This is a genomic window from Algoriphagus aquatilis (genome assembly GCF_042657405.1).
GTDB classification, from domain to species: Bacteria; Bacteroidota; Bacteroidia; order Cytophagales; family Cyclobacteriaceae; genus Algoriphagus; species Algoriphagus aquatilis.
The window spans coordinates 396,596-414,143 of sequence record NZ_JBHSKS010000004.1 but is presented as its reverse complement, the minus strand read 5'-3'; the positions used below and the strand labels follow the sequence as shown (position 1 = coordinate 414,143).

Genomic DNA, 17,548 nt, shown 5'->3' with positions numbered 1-17,548 from the left:
TAAGTTGATCGCCGGCCTTCAATCCTTTTTTCAAGGTATTTATTCCTTCACTGAGGTGGTCACTTTTGGAGCTTCCTTGGTCCACTGACTTACATCAAGTTTACGGGAAGTAGGAAGTAATTCATCTAAAGTATTGCCGTCATAAAGGCGTCCGTCCTTTACCACATGGGTTATCGTATTGGTGTTTCTGATATTTTCCAGAGGATTTTTATCCATGATCACCAAGTCAGCCAATTTTCCGGCCTCGATACTTCCCAGTTCCTTATCCAATCCCAATGATTCAGCTCCCAAGATGGTGGCTACACGAAGCGCATCCAGATTGCTCATGTCTCCGCTCGCCACAGACCATAGCTCCCAATGGTAACCCAAACCCTGAAGCTGTCCGTGAGATCCTACACCAGCCAAGCCACCTTGTTTTACAATAGAATTTACGCCCTGGGCATGTTTTTGGAACACATGGTCTTCCGGTGCAAACCAACCTCCCAAACCGCCTACTCGTCTCCTTGCCTTTTCATTTAGCTCATTATAAGGTGTAAATCGGTTAAGCTTAGGATCGTGAAGTGGACTTTCGGTGGTATAATAGTAGTTTTCTGCCCAAGGACCTCCATAAGAAACCAACAAAGTAGGCGTGTATGCCATTTTGCTTTGAGCAATGGTTTTTGTCACATCGCTATAAAGTGGGAATACAGGAATTGAGTGCTCATGACCCGGATACCCATCAAAGAGCTGGGTCATATTTAATTTATAATCTAGTCCCCCTTCGGTGGTTGGCATCAACTGCTGTTCTTTGGCTGCCATAATCACCCACTGTCTATGCTGTCTATTACCCACTAGGTACATTTTGATGTACTGGGTATTGTAGTATTTACTGTATTGCTTGAGCACATTTTTAGTTTGATCGAGCGACTTGAGGTTATACATCCAATAGCCTACTCCGGGTCCGGTAGAATAGACCCTAGGTCCGGGAACCATCCCCGCCTCCACCATATCTCCATAGGTCAGGACGTCAGTGGTAGCAGTTTGCGGATCTCTTGTCGTAGTAACACCATAAGCCAGATTTGCGGCATAGATCCAAACGGAGTTTTTGTGTAAGCCCCAAGTTGGCCACATGTGCGCATGGGTGTCAATAAATCCAGGAGTGATCGTTTTGCCGGTCACATCCACGACTTTGGCTGTTCCTGCATCCAGGGTTCCTGATTTGCCCACTGCTTTTATTCTATTGTTTTCGATGAGAATGTCCCCATTTTCAATAACCTCAGATCCATTCATGGTGACAATTCTGGCATTTTTCAAAAGAATGCTTCCCTTGGGCGTGTCTTTCGCAAAGTAGACTTTGACCTGATGCTCTGTAGGCTTGTACGTTTCTCTTTCTTTGAGCTTGGCTTTGTGGACACTATCAGCTTTGAACTTGACCTTATCTTCTTTAAACAGGGAATCGATTCGCTTTTTATCTGCTTTTGCCAATGAATCGGCCATTTTCACAGCTGCTTCACCTTTAGCTTTCAAGGCAGATACACTGTCTGCATCAGCAAGGGTTTTGGCTTTTTTGGCAGATTTCACCGAATCCTCGACAAACTCAGCCCGCTCGATATCAAATACCCAATGTCCGTTGCCCAACGACCAATGTACTTTTTTGCCATTGGCTTCCCATGCCGGCCATTCCCCACCGATTTCAGTCAGCTGACGTGATGGAAAATTACTTGCAGCCGGTTCAGAAACATTAATGGAAGGCACTTTTCCCGCAGAAGGAATCGTCACTACATAGACATTATTATTTACTTGTGCGAGTGCTTTATTTCCCACCGGAGCCATCAAGATGGTGCTTGCGCTGGCGGGCATCATCTGAGGTTCACGATTGCTAGCACCAGAAGGCAGCATACAGTAATTGACAGCATCCGCATTGGAATAAGGCTTACCCATCACATACCTTACATCTGAAGGCAAATGGTCATGACCTGAATGGTCGGTATTTGGATCAGCTGCTGAGCCAAATGGCGTGATCCCTGAGATTCTTGCCAAAACTTTCTCATCTGTACCATCCCATTTGATACTTAGCAGAGATCCTCCAGGACCGTTGAGGAAGATTCGGCTAGTATCTTGAGTAAAATGGGCATTGCCATAGTTACCTGCATCCATGATTCTCCGCGCGGGTCCACCCGCAGCAGGAATCCAAATCATCTCCGCTTCAGCTCCATCCACGAATGGTCCTTCGGCTTCCATTTGTGCTCTATTGGGAGCTTTGAATACTACAATTCGGTTTCTAGGAGCCCAAGTTGGACTTGAGTATAGTGCAGATTCGGTAGAAAGCTTAATAATCGAGCCATTCCCTGTAAGAGTAGCTTTGTATAGGCTTCCTCCATTTTTTTCTTCCCAGGTGACAAAAGCCAATTGAGTACCGTCAGGACTCCAGGTGGGCATGGCTTCGGTAAACTCATTTTTGGTGATTCGCTTTGGATTTCCATTTGGATAGTCCATCACGTACAGCCTATTTAAAACCGTAAATGCCAGCTTTTTACCATCTGGAGAAGGAACGGCATCACGAATTTGGGTAGCTAACTTATGGGTAGTATCCTTGATCGCATAGTTAAAATACAATCGAGGCCCCATAGCCAATTTTACATCTGCTTCAAAAGGAATCTCTGAAGCCGCACTACCATCTACCGGGAGTTTCCAGATCTTTCCACCGTAGGAAGCAATGACAAATTTGCTGTCAGGAGTGAAAGCCATCGCAGGCAATACCCCCTGGGGAGCAATGGATTCCTGTTCGTCACGCTGCACAGGATAAGCCAACCACTTTTCATCACCAGTCTTCATGTTTCTGATAACTAAACCGGTTTTTTCCTGCCATCTAGAGCCATAGACCATCCAATTTCCATCCTTGCTCAGCGTAGGGGTAAAAGCCGATCCATAGCGGGAAGTGATACTGGTGATTTTTCCTTTATCAAAGTCGTAAGTACCTATTTGGTACTGTGGAAGCAGTGCATTGTAATTCCAAGAGCCTGTTCTCCAAGAGAAATACACCCTCTTGCCATCAGGACTTACAAAAGGATCTATGGTTTTCATGGTTGCAGGATTGTCGTTGAGTTGGATTCCTCCGCCTCCATCGACATGATACATCCATAGTTTTGAAATTCTACGGCCCTTGGATACCACAATGTAATTACCATCAGGAGTCCAATGTGCACCCGGTACATCGCCGTTTTTATCTTTGGTCACCTGCACTGTGTCCTTTTTCTCCATATCGATGTACCAGAGGTTATCATTTCCGGCACGGTCCGAGGTGAAAAGTATTTTTTTCCCATCGGGGGAATACCTAGGATGGGTTTCATAGGCGATGCCACTGGTCAAGGGACTGGCTTTACCGCCTTCCATAGGTATGGTATAAATATCTCCCATCAGGTCAAAGGCAATCGTCTTGCCATCCGGACTGACATCGACACTCATCCATGTACCCTCCTGTGTAGTAAATTTGACTTCACGTTCGGGCTTAAGTGGCAAATCCTTGAATTTTGGATAGTTTAAAGAATCCTTTTTGGTGCTGTCCGCAAGGATAGTTTTTTCAACTTTGAGAGTTGGGAAAAACAGTTCAGTGGATTTGGGCATGATTGCCGCAGCACTGATTGTCGCTCCCAAAGCAATCAAAATTGCCGGTTGGGTAAGTTTTTTCATTCTAATTTGGGTTTGGGCAATGAATCTAACAGGAAGTATTCTCTTTCAAAAAGATTTTCACAATCCCGTGTAAAATAGACCGTTAACGGACATCATTTGTCATCTCTGGAGGATAGCTCTATTTCAATAAGGGAATCTAGATGAGCCATTGCGGGTAATATTGCCTCTATCCTGGATTGGGCGACATAGGTGTTACTCTTGTGCACTTGGATGAACTGAAGAAAATCAGGCTTATAAATTACTTGAGGATCAGCTATTACTCTTTGAATGATCTGGTTACCGTTTCTATTTATCAATACACGTTCAGTAAGAGACTCCATCAATTCCTCTTCTTTGGAATTTGAACCCTCTAATCTCTCCAAGATTTTCTCAGTCCTTGGAATTAGAAATTCATACAAATCCACCATTCGGGTTCGGATAGAATCATTGGAAATCTTCTCGATCCCACTGGATTTGATTGAGCCATAGGGTCCTGAGTTGTATTGAAAGAGAGTCTCGTATCTGGTCACCTGAAAATACTTGCTAATGGAGTCGCGGATAGCCATTTTGGATTCCCTTAATTGGAGTAACTTATCCACAGCTTCACCCTTTTGATTTAGCCTTTCCACCATCGAGCCAAAATAACCTTCATCCTTTTTGATCACATTGGCTAGCTCCCTAAGCATTTTAAGTTCATAGTTTCTGATCTTTTTCTCCTCATTCCAATTGTTGATCTGCAAGGCGATCAGAATCCCTATTACCACCAAAAAAATCTCCCCTATGGCGTAGAGGAGATATCTTGAAAATCTGTTTTCCTGGACGAGCTGATGTCGGATTTTTTTTAGAAAAGGAAGCATAATGAGCCAGATTATCTGATCAATTTACTTCAAAAACCCGTACTGGATTGGATTTATTTTTGAGTGCAAGTTCACCCACAGCATTTAAAGCAAAACTCCCTGACAGATTTTCGGCACACTTGTCCAAGATCAAAATCTGACTGGGATTGGCTGCATTCTGTAATCGGGAAGCCACATTGACTACATCTCCGATTACGGTATAATCCAGTCTCTTCAAAGACTTGGAACCAATATTTCCTGACACCATTTCTCCGGAATTGATACCAATAGAAACTTGCGGTTTGAAATGTGATTTGAGCGAATATTCAGGAATGGCATTCATTTTTTCCCGAATTGCCAAGCAGGCCTTCACCGCTCTTTCGGTATGATTTGGCCCTTGGAAAACAGACATTACGGCATCTCCGATAAACTTGTCTACGCTTCCCTTTTCCTCAATGATCTCTTTGACCATCAGATCAAAGTATTCATTGAGCAGGCCTACTACTGTATTGGGTTCTTCTGACTCTGAAATTTTGGTAAATCCCACCAAGTCAATAAATGCTACCGTAGCTTCTATGGTCTCATTCTCCATGAGAGCTGATTCGATTTCCTTTCCGCCCATGAAGTTGAGTACGGTCTCATCTACATACATTTTGAGTATGTTATTTTCCCTCATTGCTTGGATGGTTCCTTTCACCTGATTGATGTAGTTCAGGGTCTTTTCCATGGTAATCTCCAAATCCTGAAAATCCACCGGTTTGGTTACAAAGTCAAAAGCACCCAAATTCATCGCCTTTCGGATGTTTTCCATATCTCCATAGGCTGAAATGATGATTGTCTTGGTAAGGGGGTTTTTCTCTTTGGTATTGGAAAGAAGAGTCAGCCCATCCATTACGGGCATATTGATATCACTGAGGATGATATCTACATCAGGATTTTCTTTCAGAGTATCCAATGCAAGCTGTCCATTGAGAGCGAAGAGCATCTCGTATTCTCCCGAACGGATTTTTTGTCGATACTTCTGTCTGAAGAGCATTTCCAAATCTTCCTCGTCGTCAACAACCAGTATTTTTGCCATGTTATTTATTCGTAAGCAATTCAGCTATTTCATTTTTTAGAGATTCAAAATCTACAGGTTTGGTAAAGAATCCCTTGGCTCCCGAATTTATTGCCTTGTTGTAATTTTCCCTGTCTCCATAAGCGGAAATCATACTCACTTGAATTTGGGGAAACTTGGATTTGATGTTTTCCAAAAGCTCCAATCCACTCATACCTGGCATATTGATGTCAGAAAAAACATAAACCACATCGGGAGAATCGGATTTACTCAAAAATTCAAGCGCTTGCTGACCAGAAAATGCAAACTCAACTTCCAACAGCTTACTTTTTATTTCACGTCTGAATTTTTGAAGAAACATGATTTCTACATCCTGCTCATCGTCTACTATCAAAATTTTCATTTTTTAAAAAGTTAAAGTGTCTTTTCAGATGTATTTGGTAATGGTTAGCCTAAAGCTCAACCCGATTGCTAAATTCTGACCAAAGTAGAGACCTCAATACCTCCCAAAGAATCCAGTTCATCAATCCCTAATGGATTCTCGATAAGATTTTCAACTTACTGATTTAAAATAAATTAATCGTTCAGCATAAATCTTGAGCGCTTGCCATTCCCGTTTCTAATTTAGCTTTATATTCCAATTCAACACCAATTAATTTGCTTTCTGAAGGACAAAAATCGGATTTCGCTCTTTTTAGATATGAATGGAATTGTGACGGACTTTTCTCTTCACAGAAGTCAAAGAAAATAGGGTTATTACCCTCCTTGAAGATTAGAAATCTCTTTTTTGAGAGACTCAAAATCAACCGGTTTGGTAAAAAAGCCTTTCGCCCCGGATTTTATGGCTTTGTTATAGTTTTCGCTGTCACCATATGCTGACACCATGCTTACATGGATTTGTGGGAATCTTTCCTTGATTATGGCCAGCATTTCAAGGCCACTCATCCCAGGCATATTTATGTCTGAAAAGACATAAACCACCTGTGGAGGATTTTCACTACCCAAGATTTCCAACGCTTCTTGACCTGAAAATGCAAACACGAGCTCGAGCTGACCGCTTCGAATTTCCTTCCTTAATTTTTGACGAAAAAGGTCCTCAACATCTCTCTCATCATCTACTATTAAAATCTTCATATCGTAAAAATTCAGGATTTGACTTTGGGTAATTCAATGCTAAACTTGGTATAATCGCCTACTTTGGAGCTTATTTCAAGATTACCTTCATGGGATTTAATAATATCATGGGTAATACTCAATCCAAGACCGGTACCTTCTGTTCCTTTTTTAGTCGTAAAAAAGGGCATCAACAACTTATCGCGGATATCATCAGGCACTCCAGGACCATTGTCTTCAACTTCGATCAAGACCCTATCGCCGAGATCTTTTGTTCGGACGGTAACTTTGGCTTTATAATCACTCCCTTCTTTTGCGATTTTTTCCCTCATCGCATCAAACGCATTTTTGACAAGGTTTAGAATTACCCTGCTGAAATCTTCAGAATTCAGATCCACCTTTGGCAAGGACTCGTCCAGCTCAAGCTGAACATCCACGTTAATGGGATTGGGATTGGCGCGCATGCCATGAAAAGCTAAGTTGGAATACTCCCTGATAAGTGCATTCAGGTCTGTTGGATCTTTGGTTCCTGTACCACCTCTAGAATGCATGAGCATGGATTTGACTATGCCATCAGCCCTCGAGCCATGATGTCTTATTTTGCCAAGGTTGGACTTCACGTCACTCAGTAAGTCTTGGATATTTTCGACCTCGGGGGAATTGGGCAACTTCTGAAGTTCTTCCTCAATTTCATCAAGAAAGTCCTGACTGAGTTCCGAAAAGTTATTGATAAAATTCAGTGGGTTTTTGATCTCATGAGCTATCCCGGCGGTCAATTGACCCAGAGAGGCCAGTTTCTCCTGCTGAATTAATTGCTCCTGAGTTGATCTCAGACTATCTAGGGCCTCTTGCAGTTCCTCTTTTTGCTGGTTGATTTCAAAAGTCCTTTCACTGACCAATCGCTCCAGCTCATTCTTTTTTTCTTGGGCTAGGTGAAATTGACGCTCCTTCTCCTTTGCTATGAGCTGCTCGAGCTTCTTGTCCTTGATTTGTTTTCTGTGGTTTAACCACATGGTGACTGCCCAGATAAAGGCAAAAACACCCCCAGCATCGATATAGGACTCTATCGATTCATAGATGTCCTCATCATATAACTTCACCAAAAAGCGCAAAAGAGAAATACCTATAATCGGTAAAGGAGTAATTGCAAGATTTTTATGCTTGTCAAAAACTGGGGTATTTACAATGAAATAAATAATGCCCCCGACCAGCAAAAAGGAAAAAAACTGATAAAGGTAAACAGGAGGTAGCTCCGTATTAGTCAACACTGCCAACAACCCCGACAAAAACATGCCGTAGTTGAGGTATTTTTTTAGGTCCTCTCTCAGCCCATCGGACTCACTACTTTTTTTAAGGTAGTAAAGGAGAAATAAGGAAATGAGGTTAATAAAAGTCATTTCAAACAGTTCGTTTTTCCAAAGTAGGCCGAATGGATTCTATTTTCAATCCTAATTTGAAAAAAACCAGAAGATTAGCAATACCCTGAATTAATTAAACTTAGAAATTTACTGAATCAGGGCTCTCTCACCCAGAATTTCTCTTCCTCAGGCAAAGATTCCAGAGCTGATTTCATCTGATCGTGGCCTTTCTGTACGATCTCTTTCCACCTGGAGTCATCTAGCATCCCAATCCCTTTGAGCTCCATTTCCAAATAGACAGCTACCCCGGATTTGGACATTTCTTGCTTTTGTCGGCTATTTAGCGTCAGCGAGTTGACCAAAATTGAGGTGATGCCAGGTAGTCGGTATTTTTTTCTCCCGAGAAGAGAATCCATCAGCAAGGTGCCGGCTGAAGGGATCTCTTCAAATTTTACCGGTTGTGACCTCAGCTGGGTAAGGGAAATGGCGATAATGTGCCTAACCGGATAATTGTACATGGTTTCAATAGGCAAATTATCCACTACTCCTCCATCTACATGAAGTTGATGATCTATCACCACGGGAGGATAAATACCGGGTATGGCTATACTCGCGGCAATCTGCTTCCAGGCCACTCCTGAATCATGTATTCGGGTAGAAGCATTTGAAAAATTGGTGGACACACAATAGCTAGTCACCCAAAAATCCTCCAAGTGAGTCTCTCCCATCATTTTCTTCAGGTAGTTGATCATTTTTTTCCCGGACATAATCGACAGGATGGGAAAGGTGAAATCATTGCGGGTCAGCTTATTTGATGCTGAATCATTGGCATAAAATCTAATCTTCTCCGGATCAAAGTCACAATAAGATGTAGTAATACCATAAAGTGCTCCTGCACTGGTACCTCCTAAAAAGTCGATTTCCACACCCATTTCATTAAGCGCCAAGACAGCCCCCAAATGCGCAAACCCTTTGGCTCCTCCACCGCCTAATACTAAACCTATGGCTTTATTGGTCAGTATTCGGGCAAATCTACGGATATCCGGACCATGATTTAATCGGTAATGAATATGCAAATCGAGCTTCCTATTTTCAAACCATCGTCTGGTATTGACTGGATTTGGGGCATTTTCAGGATGAAGTAGAAGCAGGAAGATCTTTTTATTCAGAATGTTCTGGGAATACAGACCCAATCTTTTTTCTATTTCATACAGCTCACTTTCTGCGTAAAAATCGGTGGCAATCACAATCAAATCGGCATAGATGGCACATTGCTGTGACCAGTGCAAGTCGGCTTCACTACATACTAGAAAGTTTAATCCCTCATGGTCTTCCAGTGCCCGATACAAATCATGCGTGTCCCAAGAGGCATGTGAATCATGATCTAACACCTGGATGGGAACATTCAAGGCCTCAAATTCCAGCTGGATAGCACTCGTATAGGCAGTGATATCCCGATCTGCCTGAAGGTTCATGACTGCAATATTTTTGGCAGAACTTTCCAAATGCTGTTGTAGGGAGTTTCTTCGCATTCGGTTGATTACAAACCTTGCCATAAGCGTAGAAAACTCCGGCTTTTTACTTACCAGCTTGAGATATTCGAACTCAGTCAATTCCAGAACGACTGATTTACGGATGGCAACTACGGATGCAGATCGGGGAGCTGAAGTAAATAAAGCAAACTCACCTATCGGCTCGCCTTCCCCAATGTCTCCCAACGCATGGAGCACATTGTCGTTTTGTGTGGCCAAAGCCCTAAATCTTCCCGAAAGAACTATGTAAAGTGAATTGCCTGTATCCCCTTGATGAAAAAGGAACTGGCCTGTTTCAAGTTCTAGCGATTTACCGGAGGATAAAATTTGGTCGATAAACTCAAGATCTGCATCGCCAAACAGACGAAATAAAATCCTTTGATAGTGGGACTTTCTTGGGGAATTAGGTTCCAAAGTGAATAAACAGGGTTAAAAATGAAATATGAATAATTTTAAAATCTATCCTTTAGAAAAGCAAGAACCAAATCGCCGATACTTTGAAAAATTCTTCGAATGGCAGGCACTCATTTTCCTCAATTTGAGTCTCCTATTCATTGCGTTTTGGGCAAAGTCAAGCTGAATTTTGTCCACTCGCCTACTTGCGTAGTAATATCCAATTCACCTTTGTGGGCTTTGATGATGTCGTGAGTAATACTCAATCCCAAACCTGTGCCTTCTGTACCTTTTTTGGTGGTGAAAAACGGCATGAGGAGTTTGTCCTTGATTTCATCAGGCACACCGGGCCCATTATCTTCCACCTCAATAAGGATTTTATCTCCCAAATCTTTTGTCCGGACTTCCAGTTTGGCTTTATAATCAGGCCCTGCTTTTGTGATTTTTTCACGCATGGCATCGAAGGCATTTTTGGTCAGATTCAAAATCACGCGACTGAAGTCCTCCGAATTCAGCGGGATTTTTGGCAAGTCTTCCTGAAGATCAAGTGCGATGTCAACGTTGATCGGATTTTTATTAGCTCGCATTCCGTGAAAGGAAAGATTGACATATTCCTTGATCACTTCATTGAGATCGGCAGGTTCCATGGCACCACTTCCACCACGGGAGTGCATAAGCATGGATTTCACAATTCCATCAGCCCTTCCGCCATGATGCTTGATTTTGGTCAAGTTGGTTTTGATATCTGTTAGGAGGTCTCGGACGTTCTCTACAGCGTCTGTAGATTCCATTTTATCAAGCTCTTCCTCTATTTCGTCTATAAATTCGAGACTCAATCCTGAGAAGTTGTTCACAAAATTGAGAGGGTTTTTAATCTCGTGTGCAATCCCTGCGGTCAACTGACCAAGAGAGGCAAGTTTTTCCTGTTGAATCAACTGTGCTTGGGTGGATTTGAGATTTTCGTGAGCTGCTTCCAGCTTGGTGTATGCCTTTTCTATCTCTTTTGCCTGCGCCAATTCCCGCTCCCTGGCTTTCTCTTGCTCGGCTTTGATCACCAAATTTCGCTGGTATTTATGTACTGGATAGATGAGCGAGAGAAAGGCCACTGCATAGATCGCAAATGCCCACCACGTACGATACCAAGGAGGAAGCACACTAAAGGAATAACTGATCGGTTCAGTCCATTGACTTGCCTGGCCACTACTTGGTCCAATAAATCTTGCCTTTACCTTGAATGTGTATTCCCCTTCCTGAATATTACCAAACGTCGCACTGGTCTTCTTGAGGACAGGGCTCCACTCCTCATCATATCCCTCCAGAATGTATTGGTATTCGATCAGATTCGGTTTTGCAAGCTCATTTGTGCCAAAGTCCACGTTGATGTGGTTATGCCGGTAAGGTAATTCCAGCTCCAAAGGAATCGGAAAAAATGGACTCAGGCGGTCGTATTCCAGATTTTTAAAGCGCTTCTGAAAAGCTGATCGATCTGCATCACTTAGAATTTTGCCATAGGTACTTAGCTCATCAAAATCAACCAAGCTAGATTCCTCTCCTTTTTTGAGGGTTTCCCACGAAATCACTTCCTCATTGATCCGAAGCTGCTTCAAAAAGACCTTTGGGAGTTTATTGTTTCTAACCAAGGCATTGTAATCAAAGCGGACCAATGCTGTCTTATTACTACCTGTTCCTGCCCAAAGCACCCCTTTACTGTCTTCAAACATGGCGTTTTGCCCATCAGTGAGGTCTTTGACTGGGTAGCCGGTTTCCGAATTAAAAATCTCAATGTTTTGCAATTTATACTCCTCTTCTCCATCGGCTTTGAGAAGATCAAAAAATGCAATTCCAAGATTGGTACCCACCGCCATTTTACCGGACCGCATTGGGACTATTTGCAAAATCACATTATCCGGCAATCCTTGCTCTATTCCAAAGGACTTCAATGTGGACAAGGCCTGTAGTTGATCTTTGCCCTTTAAAAATTCAGAAATGGATTTTTTGGGCAAAAACCCAAGACCATGCAAGGTTCCAATCCAAAGGTTGCCCTCCTGATCTTTCTTCAATTGCATGATCTCATTGTCGACCAAGCCTTGTTCAGTAGTGAGGTTGGTAAATTTTTTCCCATCAAAATAACTCACTCCGCCATCAACGGCACCTATCCAAATACCGCCTTCTTTTTCAGGCAAAAGGGTAAGAATGACCTGACCTGCCAATCCTTGGTCTGTTCCGTAGTTGACAAAACTTTCCCCGTCAAATCTAGTAATCCCTCCTCCGTCTGTTCCTATCCAAATAATACCTTTTTGATCTTCTGCGATCGCCAAGATCTCATCCGAAGGTAGTCCTTGCCTGCTGGTATAGGTAGTAAAAGTTTTGCCATCATACTTACTGATTCCGCCGCCTCCTGTACCTATCCAGATATTCCCATTTTTATCCTCAATGATAGAGTAGACAATCTCACCTGCCAATCCCTGGGATAGAGAATAGGTAGTAAATCCCTTCCCATCAAATCTGGTGAGTCCGCCTCCGGCAGTTCCAAACCAAAGATTGCCAGACTTATCTTCCAAAGTGCTGAGTACAATATTGCCTCCAAGGCCTTGATTGACTGTAAAGCTGGTAAATGAACTTCCGTCAAAGCGGGTAACGCCACCTCCATCGGTTCCAAACCACAGCTTTCCCGAATCATCCAATGCGATAGTCAAGACACTGTTGGCTGGCATGCCCTGATCACGGGTATAGGTAGTAAACTTGCCGTCAAATCTGCTGGTTCCTCGCTCCGTACCCAACCAAATATGTCCATTATGGTCCTCCAAAATGGATCTTACAATATTATCAGCCAAGCCATCCTTGATGGAGTAATTTCGGAACACTTTTCCATCAAATCGGCTGACTCCGCCGCCTATCGTACCGATCCAAATAGAACCGTCGGAAGCCATGCCAAAGCTTCGGACACGATTTCCTGCCAAGCCATCTAATTCGGTAAAATTGGTAAAAGACTTGCCATCAAAACGGCTAAACCCACCCCCGTTGGTTCCAAAATAAATATGGCCCTTGTCATCTTTGGCCACAGCAATCACGACGTCATCTGCCAAACCATCTGCTTTGGTGTAATTGGTAAATGTGCTGCCATCAAACTTGCTTACGCCTCCACCTCCTGTTCCAAACCACAAGTGGCCATTTTGATCTTCGGTAATTCCAAAAACCACATCATCGGCCAAGCCATCCTCAAACGTGAAGTTGGTAAATGAAAATCCATCAAACCGACTGACACCTGAGATCGTCCCAAACCAAATCGCCCCCTTGCTATCCTCATAGATACTTCGGACAGTATTTCCCGTCAGGCCCTGGGAGGTGGTATAGTTGGTAAAGGAATTTCCGTCGTACCGACTTACCCCACCTCCATTGGTGCCAAACCAAAGATGCCCTCTGCTGTCCAGTAAAGAACAATTTATCGCATCCAGGGCAAGTCCATCATCGGTAGAATAGGTTCGGAATTGAGAAATACCACCCTCACCGAGAAGGTAAGGCAATCCGTTCTCATTTTTAATTACCTCTCCATTTGGATCTTTGAGCATCAACAACTCCTGAGACCTTGGGGCCAAAAGGGGAAATGACAAGTATTCCCCATTAGGGTCTTGAAAAGAATAATATCCACCATCACTTTTCGGAATAGTAATTGACCTTGGCCGAGGAGTGTCTTTTAAATAGACCTGTTGAGGTTGTAAAGAATCCGGAAGTTGAGAAATCAGAATCTCTTTCGGAGGTAAAACGGTATCACTTTGCAGCTCAGAGCCAGGCTTATTTTTGCCGCAGGCAAAAAGTAAAAAAGCTAATCCCCAAAGAGGTAGGATATGTCTCATGAGTGAATCAAAATAGGCTTTGAGCAAGGATTTTGAATCCTTTCAAAATTTCAGGAAAAAGATAGGGAATAATCACAGGATTAAAAATGCTTTTGGAAACCCTCAATTTTCCTTTTGCACGAAAAAACCGGCCACATTCCTGCAGCAGGTTCTATTTATTTAAAATTCGATCTCAAATTTATTGCCCTACTAAGAAGATGGCATTGCTCAAAACCAATTTGCCGCTTTCCCAGAATCCTCTGAAAATCGGGTTGTCAACAAAATAAACGATCTGTCCGCGACCTTGATTTTCGGCACCGATGACCATCGAGTTGCCCATCTGTGATTTGATCTTGTATCCGATGTAGCCGGTACGGTAGGCATCATTTCCTGAAATAATCCCTGCATTCACTCCACCAGTCAGGTAAGCAAATCGGTTGGAGTTATTTTTTAGTGTGTAGAATTTACCTCCTGTACCATAGCCAAGCGGATGGGTTTCATCCATTTTGATTTCATAGATCGCTCCGGCAGTGCCACCTGAGATATCCAATCGCTCGCCTTCGGTGTAGGGTTCCAATCTTTCCTCTTTAGCCAACTCCTGAGCGGCCTTATCGGCAGCTTTTTTCTCCTCATCGGTGTCAAAGGTTTTCAGCTTGAATCCTTCTTTGTTTGCGAATAGATTGACGGAGGCATCGATCGCGATCAGCCTTCCGCCTGCTTTTACCCAGTCGGTCAGTTTAGTCTGAGCACCACCATTGAGAGCCGCACCAAATACGGAAGGCAAAATGATCACATCGTACTTGCTTAGGTCATAGCTTCCCATGGACGCTGCATCGAGATTGGTCAAAGGATAATCCAAATCTTTTTCGAAGAAGTGCCAAACTTCACCATAGTTAAGCGAAGAAGTACCGTTTCCGCCGACCAAGGCCACTTTAGGGGCTTTGATCACTCGGATATTTGGTGATCCAAAGTCTTTTCCCTTGTCCACATAGCCTGTTTGCGTAGTCGCCAAAGTAACCCCAAAGCGATTGGCCGTTTCGGTTACTTTTTTGTCAAAGTCCGCCACATATTCATTCCCTCCTTTGGTGATCATCAATGTCCCGGCAGGATAGCTTTTGCCCTCCACGACGAATGGATACTCTGCGTAGCGAACACGGATTTTCTGGTTGAGAAGGGCAGAAAGGAAGGCTGCATCCCGGGTACCTTGCCAAGGAGCCAAGTAAGCCACCGGAGTACTGCTCGCTACATTGGCAGAGAAAGCAGGCTTCTCATAGGCTCCTGATGCATCCAGTCGAGTTTCCAAAGCGTAGGCCTTCAAGCCATAGGCATAAGGCATCGCCCAACTCGTGATGTCATAGGTGATGGAATCATTAAGGGTTGGATTTGGCTCGAAAAGAACCTGAGCCAAAACGGACTTGGGTTGGTATGCATTGATTACAATGTCTTTGTCTGAAGTAGAAAAAATAACCCCAGACTTTCCGCTTTGATACTCAAATCCTTTCAGTCCGGCTTTAGCTCCAGCCTTACCATAGCGGATGCCATTTTTATCCAAAAGCTCAAGCAACTTGGTCACCTGAGCAGGATTGTTTTCTCCTTTGATGATAAAGCTTTTGTATTTTCCTTTTGGATTGGTCGAGTTATTCTTGAAATAGTTTGCAAACTCGGTGACCAGTCTTTTGGCATTTTGGCTGGTGACTTCTGCTGCTGACATCGCTGCGGTGTAATGACCGGCAATTCGTCCGCTGAGGGTCACTGTGTCTCCTATCGAATTGTAAACCCCGATGCCTGCACGTCCGCTACCCCCTTGCTCTATGGTCATCCCGATGGCACCGTTGTACATCGGATAGGTATCGCCATAGGAGGGATACAAAAGATCAAAGCGCTCCTTGGTGAAGTAAAATCTTCCCATCTGATCAAAATACTTGGCCGTATTGCGACCAAAGATATCCTGAAACTCATGCTGGAAAGGAGTCAACTGCTCATGAAGAGGCTCAGCTGCCGGGGCCATGTAAAAGGGCTGATCGATGCCTTGCTCATGAAAATCCAAGTGCAACTGTGGCATCCACTGCTGGTACATCTTGAGGCGCTGCTGAGATTCTACCTGCACCTGCCAAGCCCAGTCACGGTTAAGGTCAAAAAGGTAATGGTTGGCTCTCCCTCCCGGCCAAGGTTCATTGTGCTCCATGGATTGCGGGTCTGGCTGGAGACGGGTATTCATTTTCTGATTGTACCACATCGCATAGCGGTCGCGGCCATCGGGATTGATGCAAGGATCTAAGATGATGACCTGATTTTTGAGCCATTCCTGAGACTTGGGATTTTTCGGATCTGCCAGTGTGTAAAATGTGGAAATCGCTGCTTCCATGCCGACCGATTCGTTACCGTGCACATTGAAGGACATCCAGTTGATTGGAATCTCGGTGCTTGGCGCACCTTCCATCAGACCTGCACGCTTGAGGTTATCGGTACGGATCTGCTCCAGACGTGCCATGTTTTCCGGGCTGGAAAGGATAGCCATGATCAGTGGACGTTTTTCATTGGTTTCACCGTATTGGATCAGTTTGATGTTTGGATTTTGCGAAGCCACATACTCAAAATAATCCACCATACGGTGATGCGGGGTGAACCGATCTCCGGGCTTGTAGCCCAAAAACTGCTCCGGGGTCTTAAGCTGGGCCATAGCTGCCCATACCAAGGTGAAGACAAATGTCAAAGACAGTATACTTTTCTTCATAAGGAAAATTTTATTTCGATTGGAAAGTTAAATGCTTTTAGCGGTGAAGGAAGCACCAATCAGAGAAAATTGGGAGATGAGCTATGTAAATAGAAAAGGCAAGCTTTCACCTGCCTTTTCGATACAAATTCAATTGAAATTAAACTGCTTTCACATTCACTTCAATGTTTCCTCGTGTTGCCTTAGAATACGGACACACCTGATGGGCTGCCTCTACCAATTGCTGAGCGTGCTCGAGGGATTCAGCATGGGGAATTTTCACTTCAATATCTACCGCCAATCCAAAGCTATCCGGTCCGTAATGACCCAAGTGTACTTTGGCTTTGATCTCCGAATCTCTTAGACTAGTCTTCCCGGCCACTGCCCCCAAAGCACCACCAAAGCAAGCTGCATAGCCTGCAGCAAAAAGTTGCTCAGGGTTGGTCTTGCCACCTTCGCCTCCGATTTCTTTTGGCATAGCCACTTCAAAATCAAGCATTCCATCCTCGGTGCGTACATGACCTTTTCTTCCTCCGGTATTGACCGCTACGGCGGTGTAGTCCACAATCAGTTTTTCCATCTTACTTTTTAATTGATTTTAGGTTTTCCACTAGGCCCTCCAATTGAATAATCGCTTTGTCAGCTGATTTTCCTAATTCTTGGGCTAATTGGCTTTCCAACTCCCGAATGCCTTCCAAAGTTTTGGATTGAAGTGTTTTTCCGGGATAAGTCAAGTGAATACTTACCGTGCGTTCGTCAGCATCACCTCGCTTCCTTTTAAGAAGGTTTTGGGATTCAAGCTTTTTCAAAAGCGGCGTCAATGTCCCTGAATCCAAACTTAGCCTTGCTCCAAGTTCATGGACTTTTAAGCCATCCTCTTCCCAAAGGATCGAAAGCACCAAAAATTGCAAATAAGTCAATCCAAAGTCATTCAGCTTTACTTGAATCTGCTGAATCAACAGTCTCGAACTGGTATAGAGCAATTGGGAAAGGTGCAGGGAAGGAAATTCGGAAGGGTTCATAAGCAAAAACAGGATTGGATACAATCTACTTGTTTCCAATCCT

General features: G+C 43.7%; 11 protein-coding genes. All 11 read right to left on the bottom strand.

Annotated features, from left to right (window positions below; translation table 11 throughout):
- Positions 1–39: 39 nt before the first annotated feature.
- Positions 40–3,669 (bottom strand): amidohydrolase family protein, encoded by a 3,630-nt coding sequence (locus ACFPIK_RS08065; RefSeq protein ID WP_377914028.1) that lies wholly within the window; start codon positions 3,667–3,669, stop codon positions 40–42.
- 92 nt (positions 3,670–3,761) lie between these two features.
- Complete coding sequence (locus ACFPIK_RS08060) at positions 3,762–4,505, bottom strand: DUF6090 family protein (protein WP_377914026.1); 744 nt, start codon at positions 4,503–4,505, stop codon at positions 3,762–3,764.
- Positions 4,506–4,524: 19 nt separating this feature from the next.
- On the bottom strand, positions 4,525–5,562 hold the full coding sequence (locus ACFPIK_RS08055; RefSeq protein WP_377914024.1) for an adenylate/guanylate cyclase domain-containing protein: 1,038 nt from the start codon (positions 5,560–5,562) through the stop codon (positions 4,525–4,527).
- 1 nt (position 5,563) lies between these two features.
- Positions 5,564–5,944, bottom strand: a complete 381-nt coding sequence (locus ACFPIK_RS08050; protein WP_377914022.1) for a response regulator — start codon at positions 5,942–5,944, stop codon at positions 5,564–5,566.
- Between the two features lie 353 nt (positions 5,945–6,297).
- Positions 6,298–6,675, bottom strand: coding sequence for a response regulator (locus ACFPIK_RS08045; protein WP_377914020.1), 378 nt, complete (start codon positions 6,673–6,675; stop codon positions 6,298–6,300).
- Positions 6,676–6,686: 11 nt separating this feature from the next.
- Entirely contained in the window at positions 6,687–8,051 is a 1,365-nt protein-coding gene (locus ACFPIK_RS08040) for a sensor histidine kinase (RefSeq protein WP_377914018.1), read from the bottom strand.
- A gap of 116 nt (positions 8,052–8,167) precedes the next feature.
- A complete protein-coding gene (locus ACFPIK_RS08035; RefSeq protein ID WP_377914016.1) occupies positions 8,168–9,958 on the bottom strand; it encodes a patatin-like phospholipase family protein in 1,791 nt (596 codons plus the stop codon).
- 137 nt (positions 9,959–10,095) lie between these two features.
- Positions 10,096–13,791 carry a two-component regulator propeller domain-containing protein gene (locus ACFPIK_RS08030; protein ID WP_377914014.1) on the bottom strand — a complete coding sequence of 1,232 codons (3,696 nt, stop codon included), beginning with the start codon at positions 13,789–13,791 and terminating at the stop codon, positions 10,096–10,098.
- A gap of 178 nt (positions 13,792–13,969) precedes the next feature.
- Complete coding sequence (locus ACFPIK_RS08025) at positions 13,970–16,504, bottom strand: M14 family metallopeptidase (protein ID WP_377914012.1); 2,535 nt, start codon at positions 16,502–16,504, stop codon at positions 13,970–13,972.
- Between the two features lie 139 nt (positions 16,505–16,643).
- A complete protein-coding gene (locus ACFPIK_RS08020) occupies positions 16,644–17,063 on the bottom strand; it encodes an organic hydroperoxide resistance protein (RefSeq protein WP_377914010.1) in 420 nt (139 codons plus the stop codon).
- Position 17,064: 1 nt separating this feature from the next.
- Entirely contained in the window at positions 17,065–17,505 is a 441-nt protein-coding gene (locus tag ACFPIK_RS08015) for a MarR family winged helix-turn-helix transcriptional regulator (protein WP_377914008.1), read from the bottom strand.
- Positions 17,506–17,548: the final 43 nt, after the last annotated feature.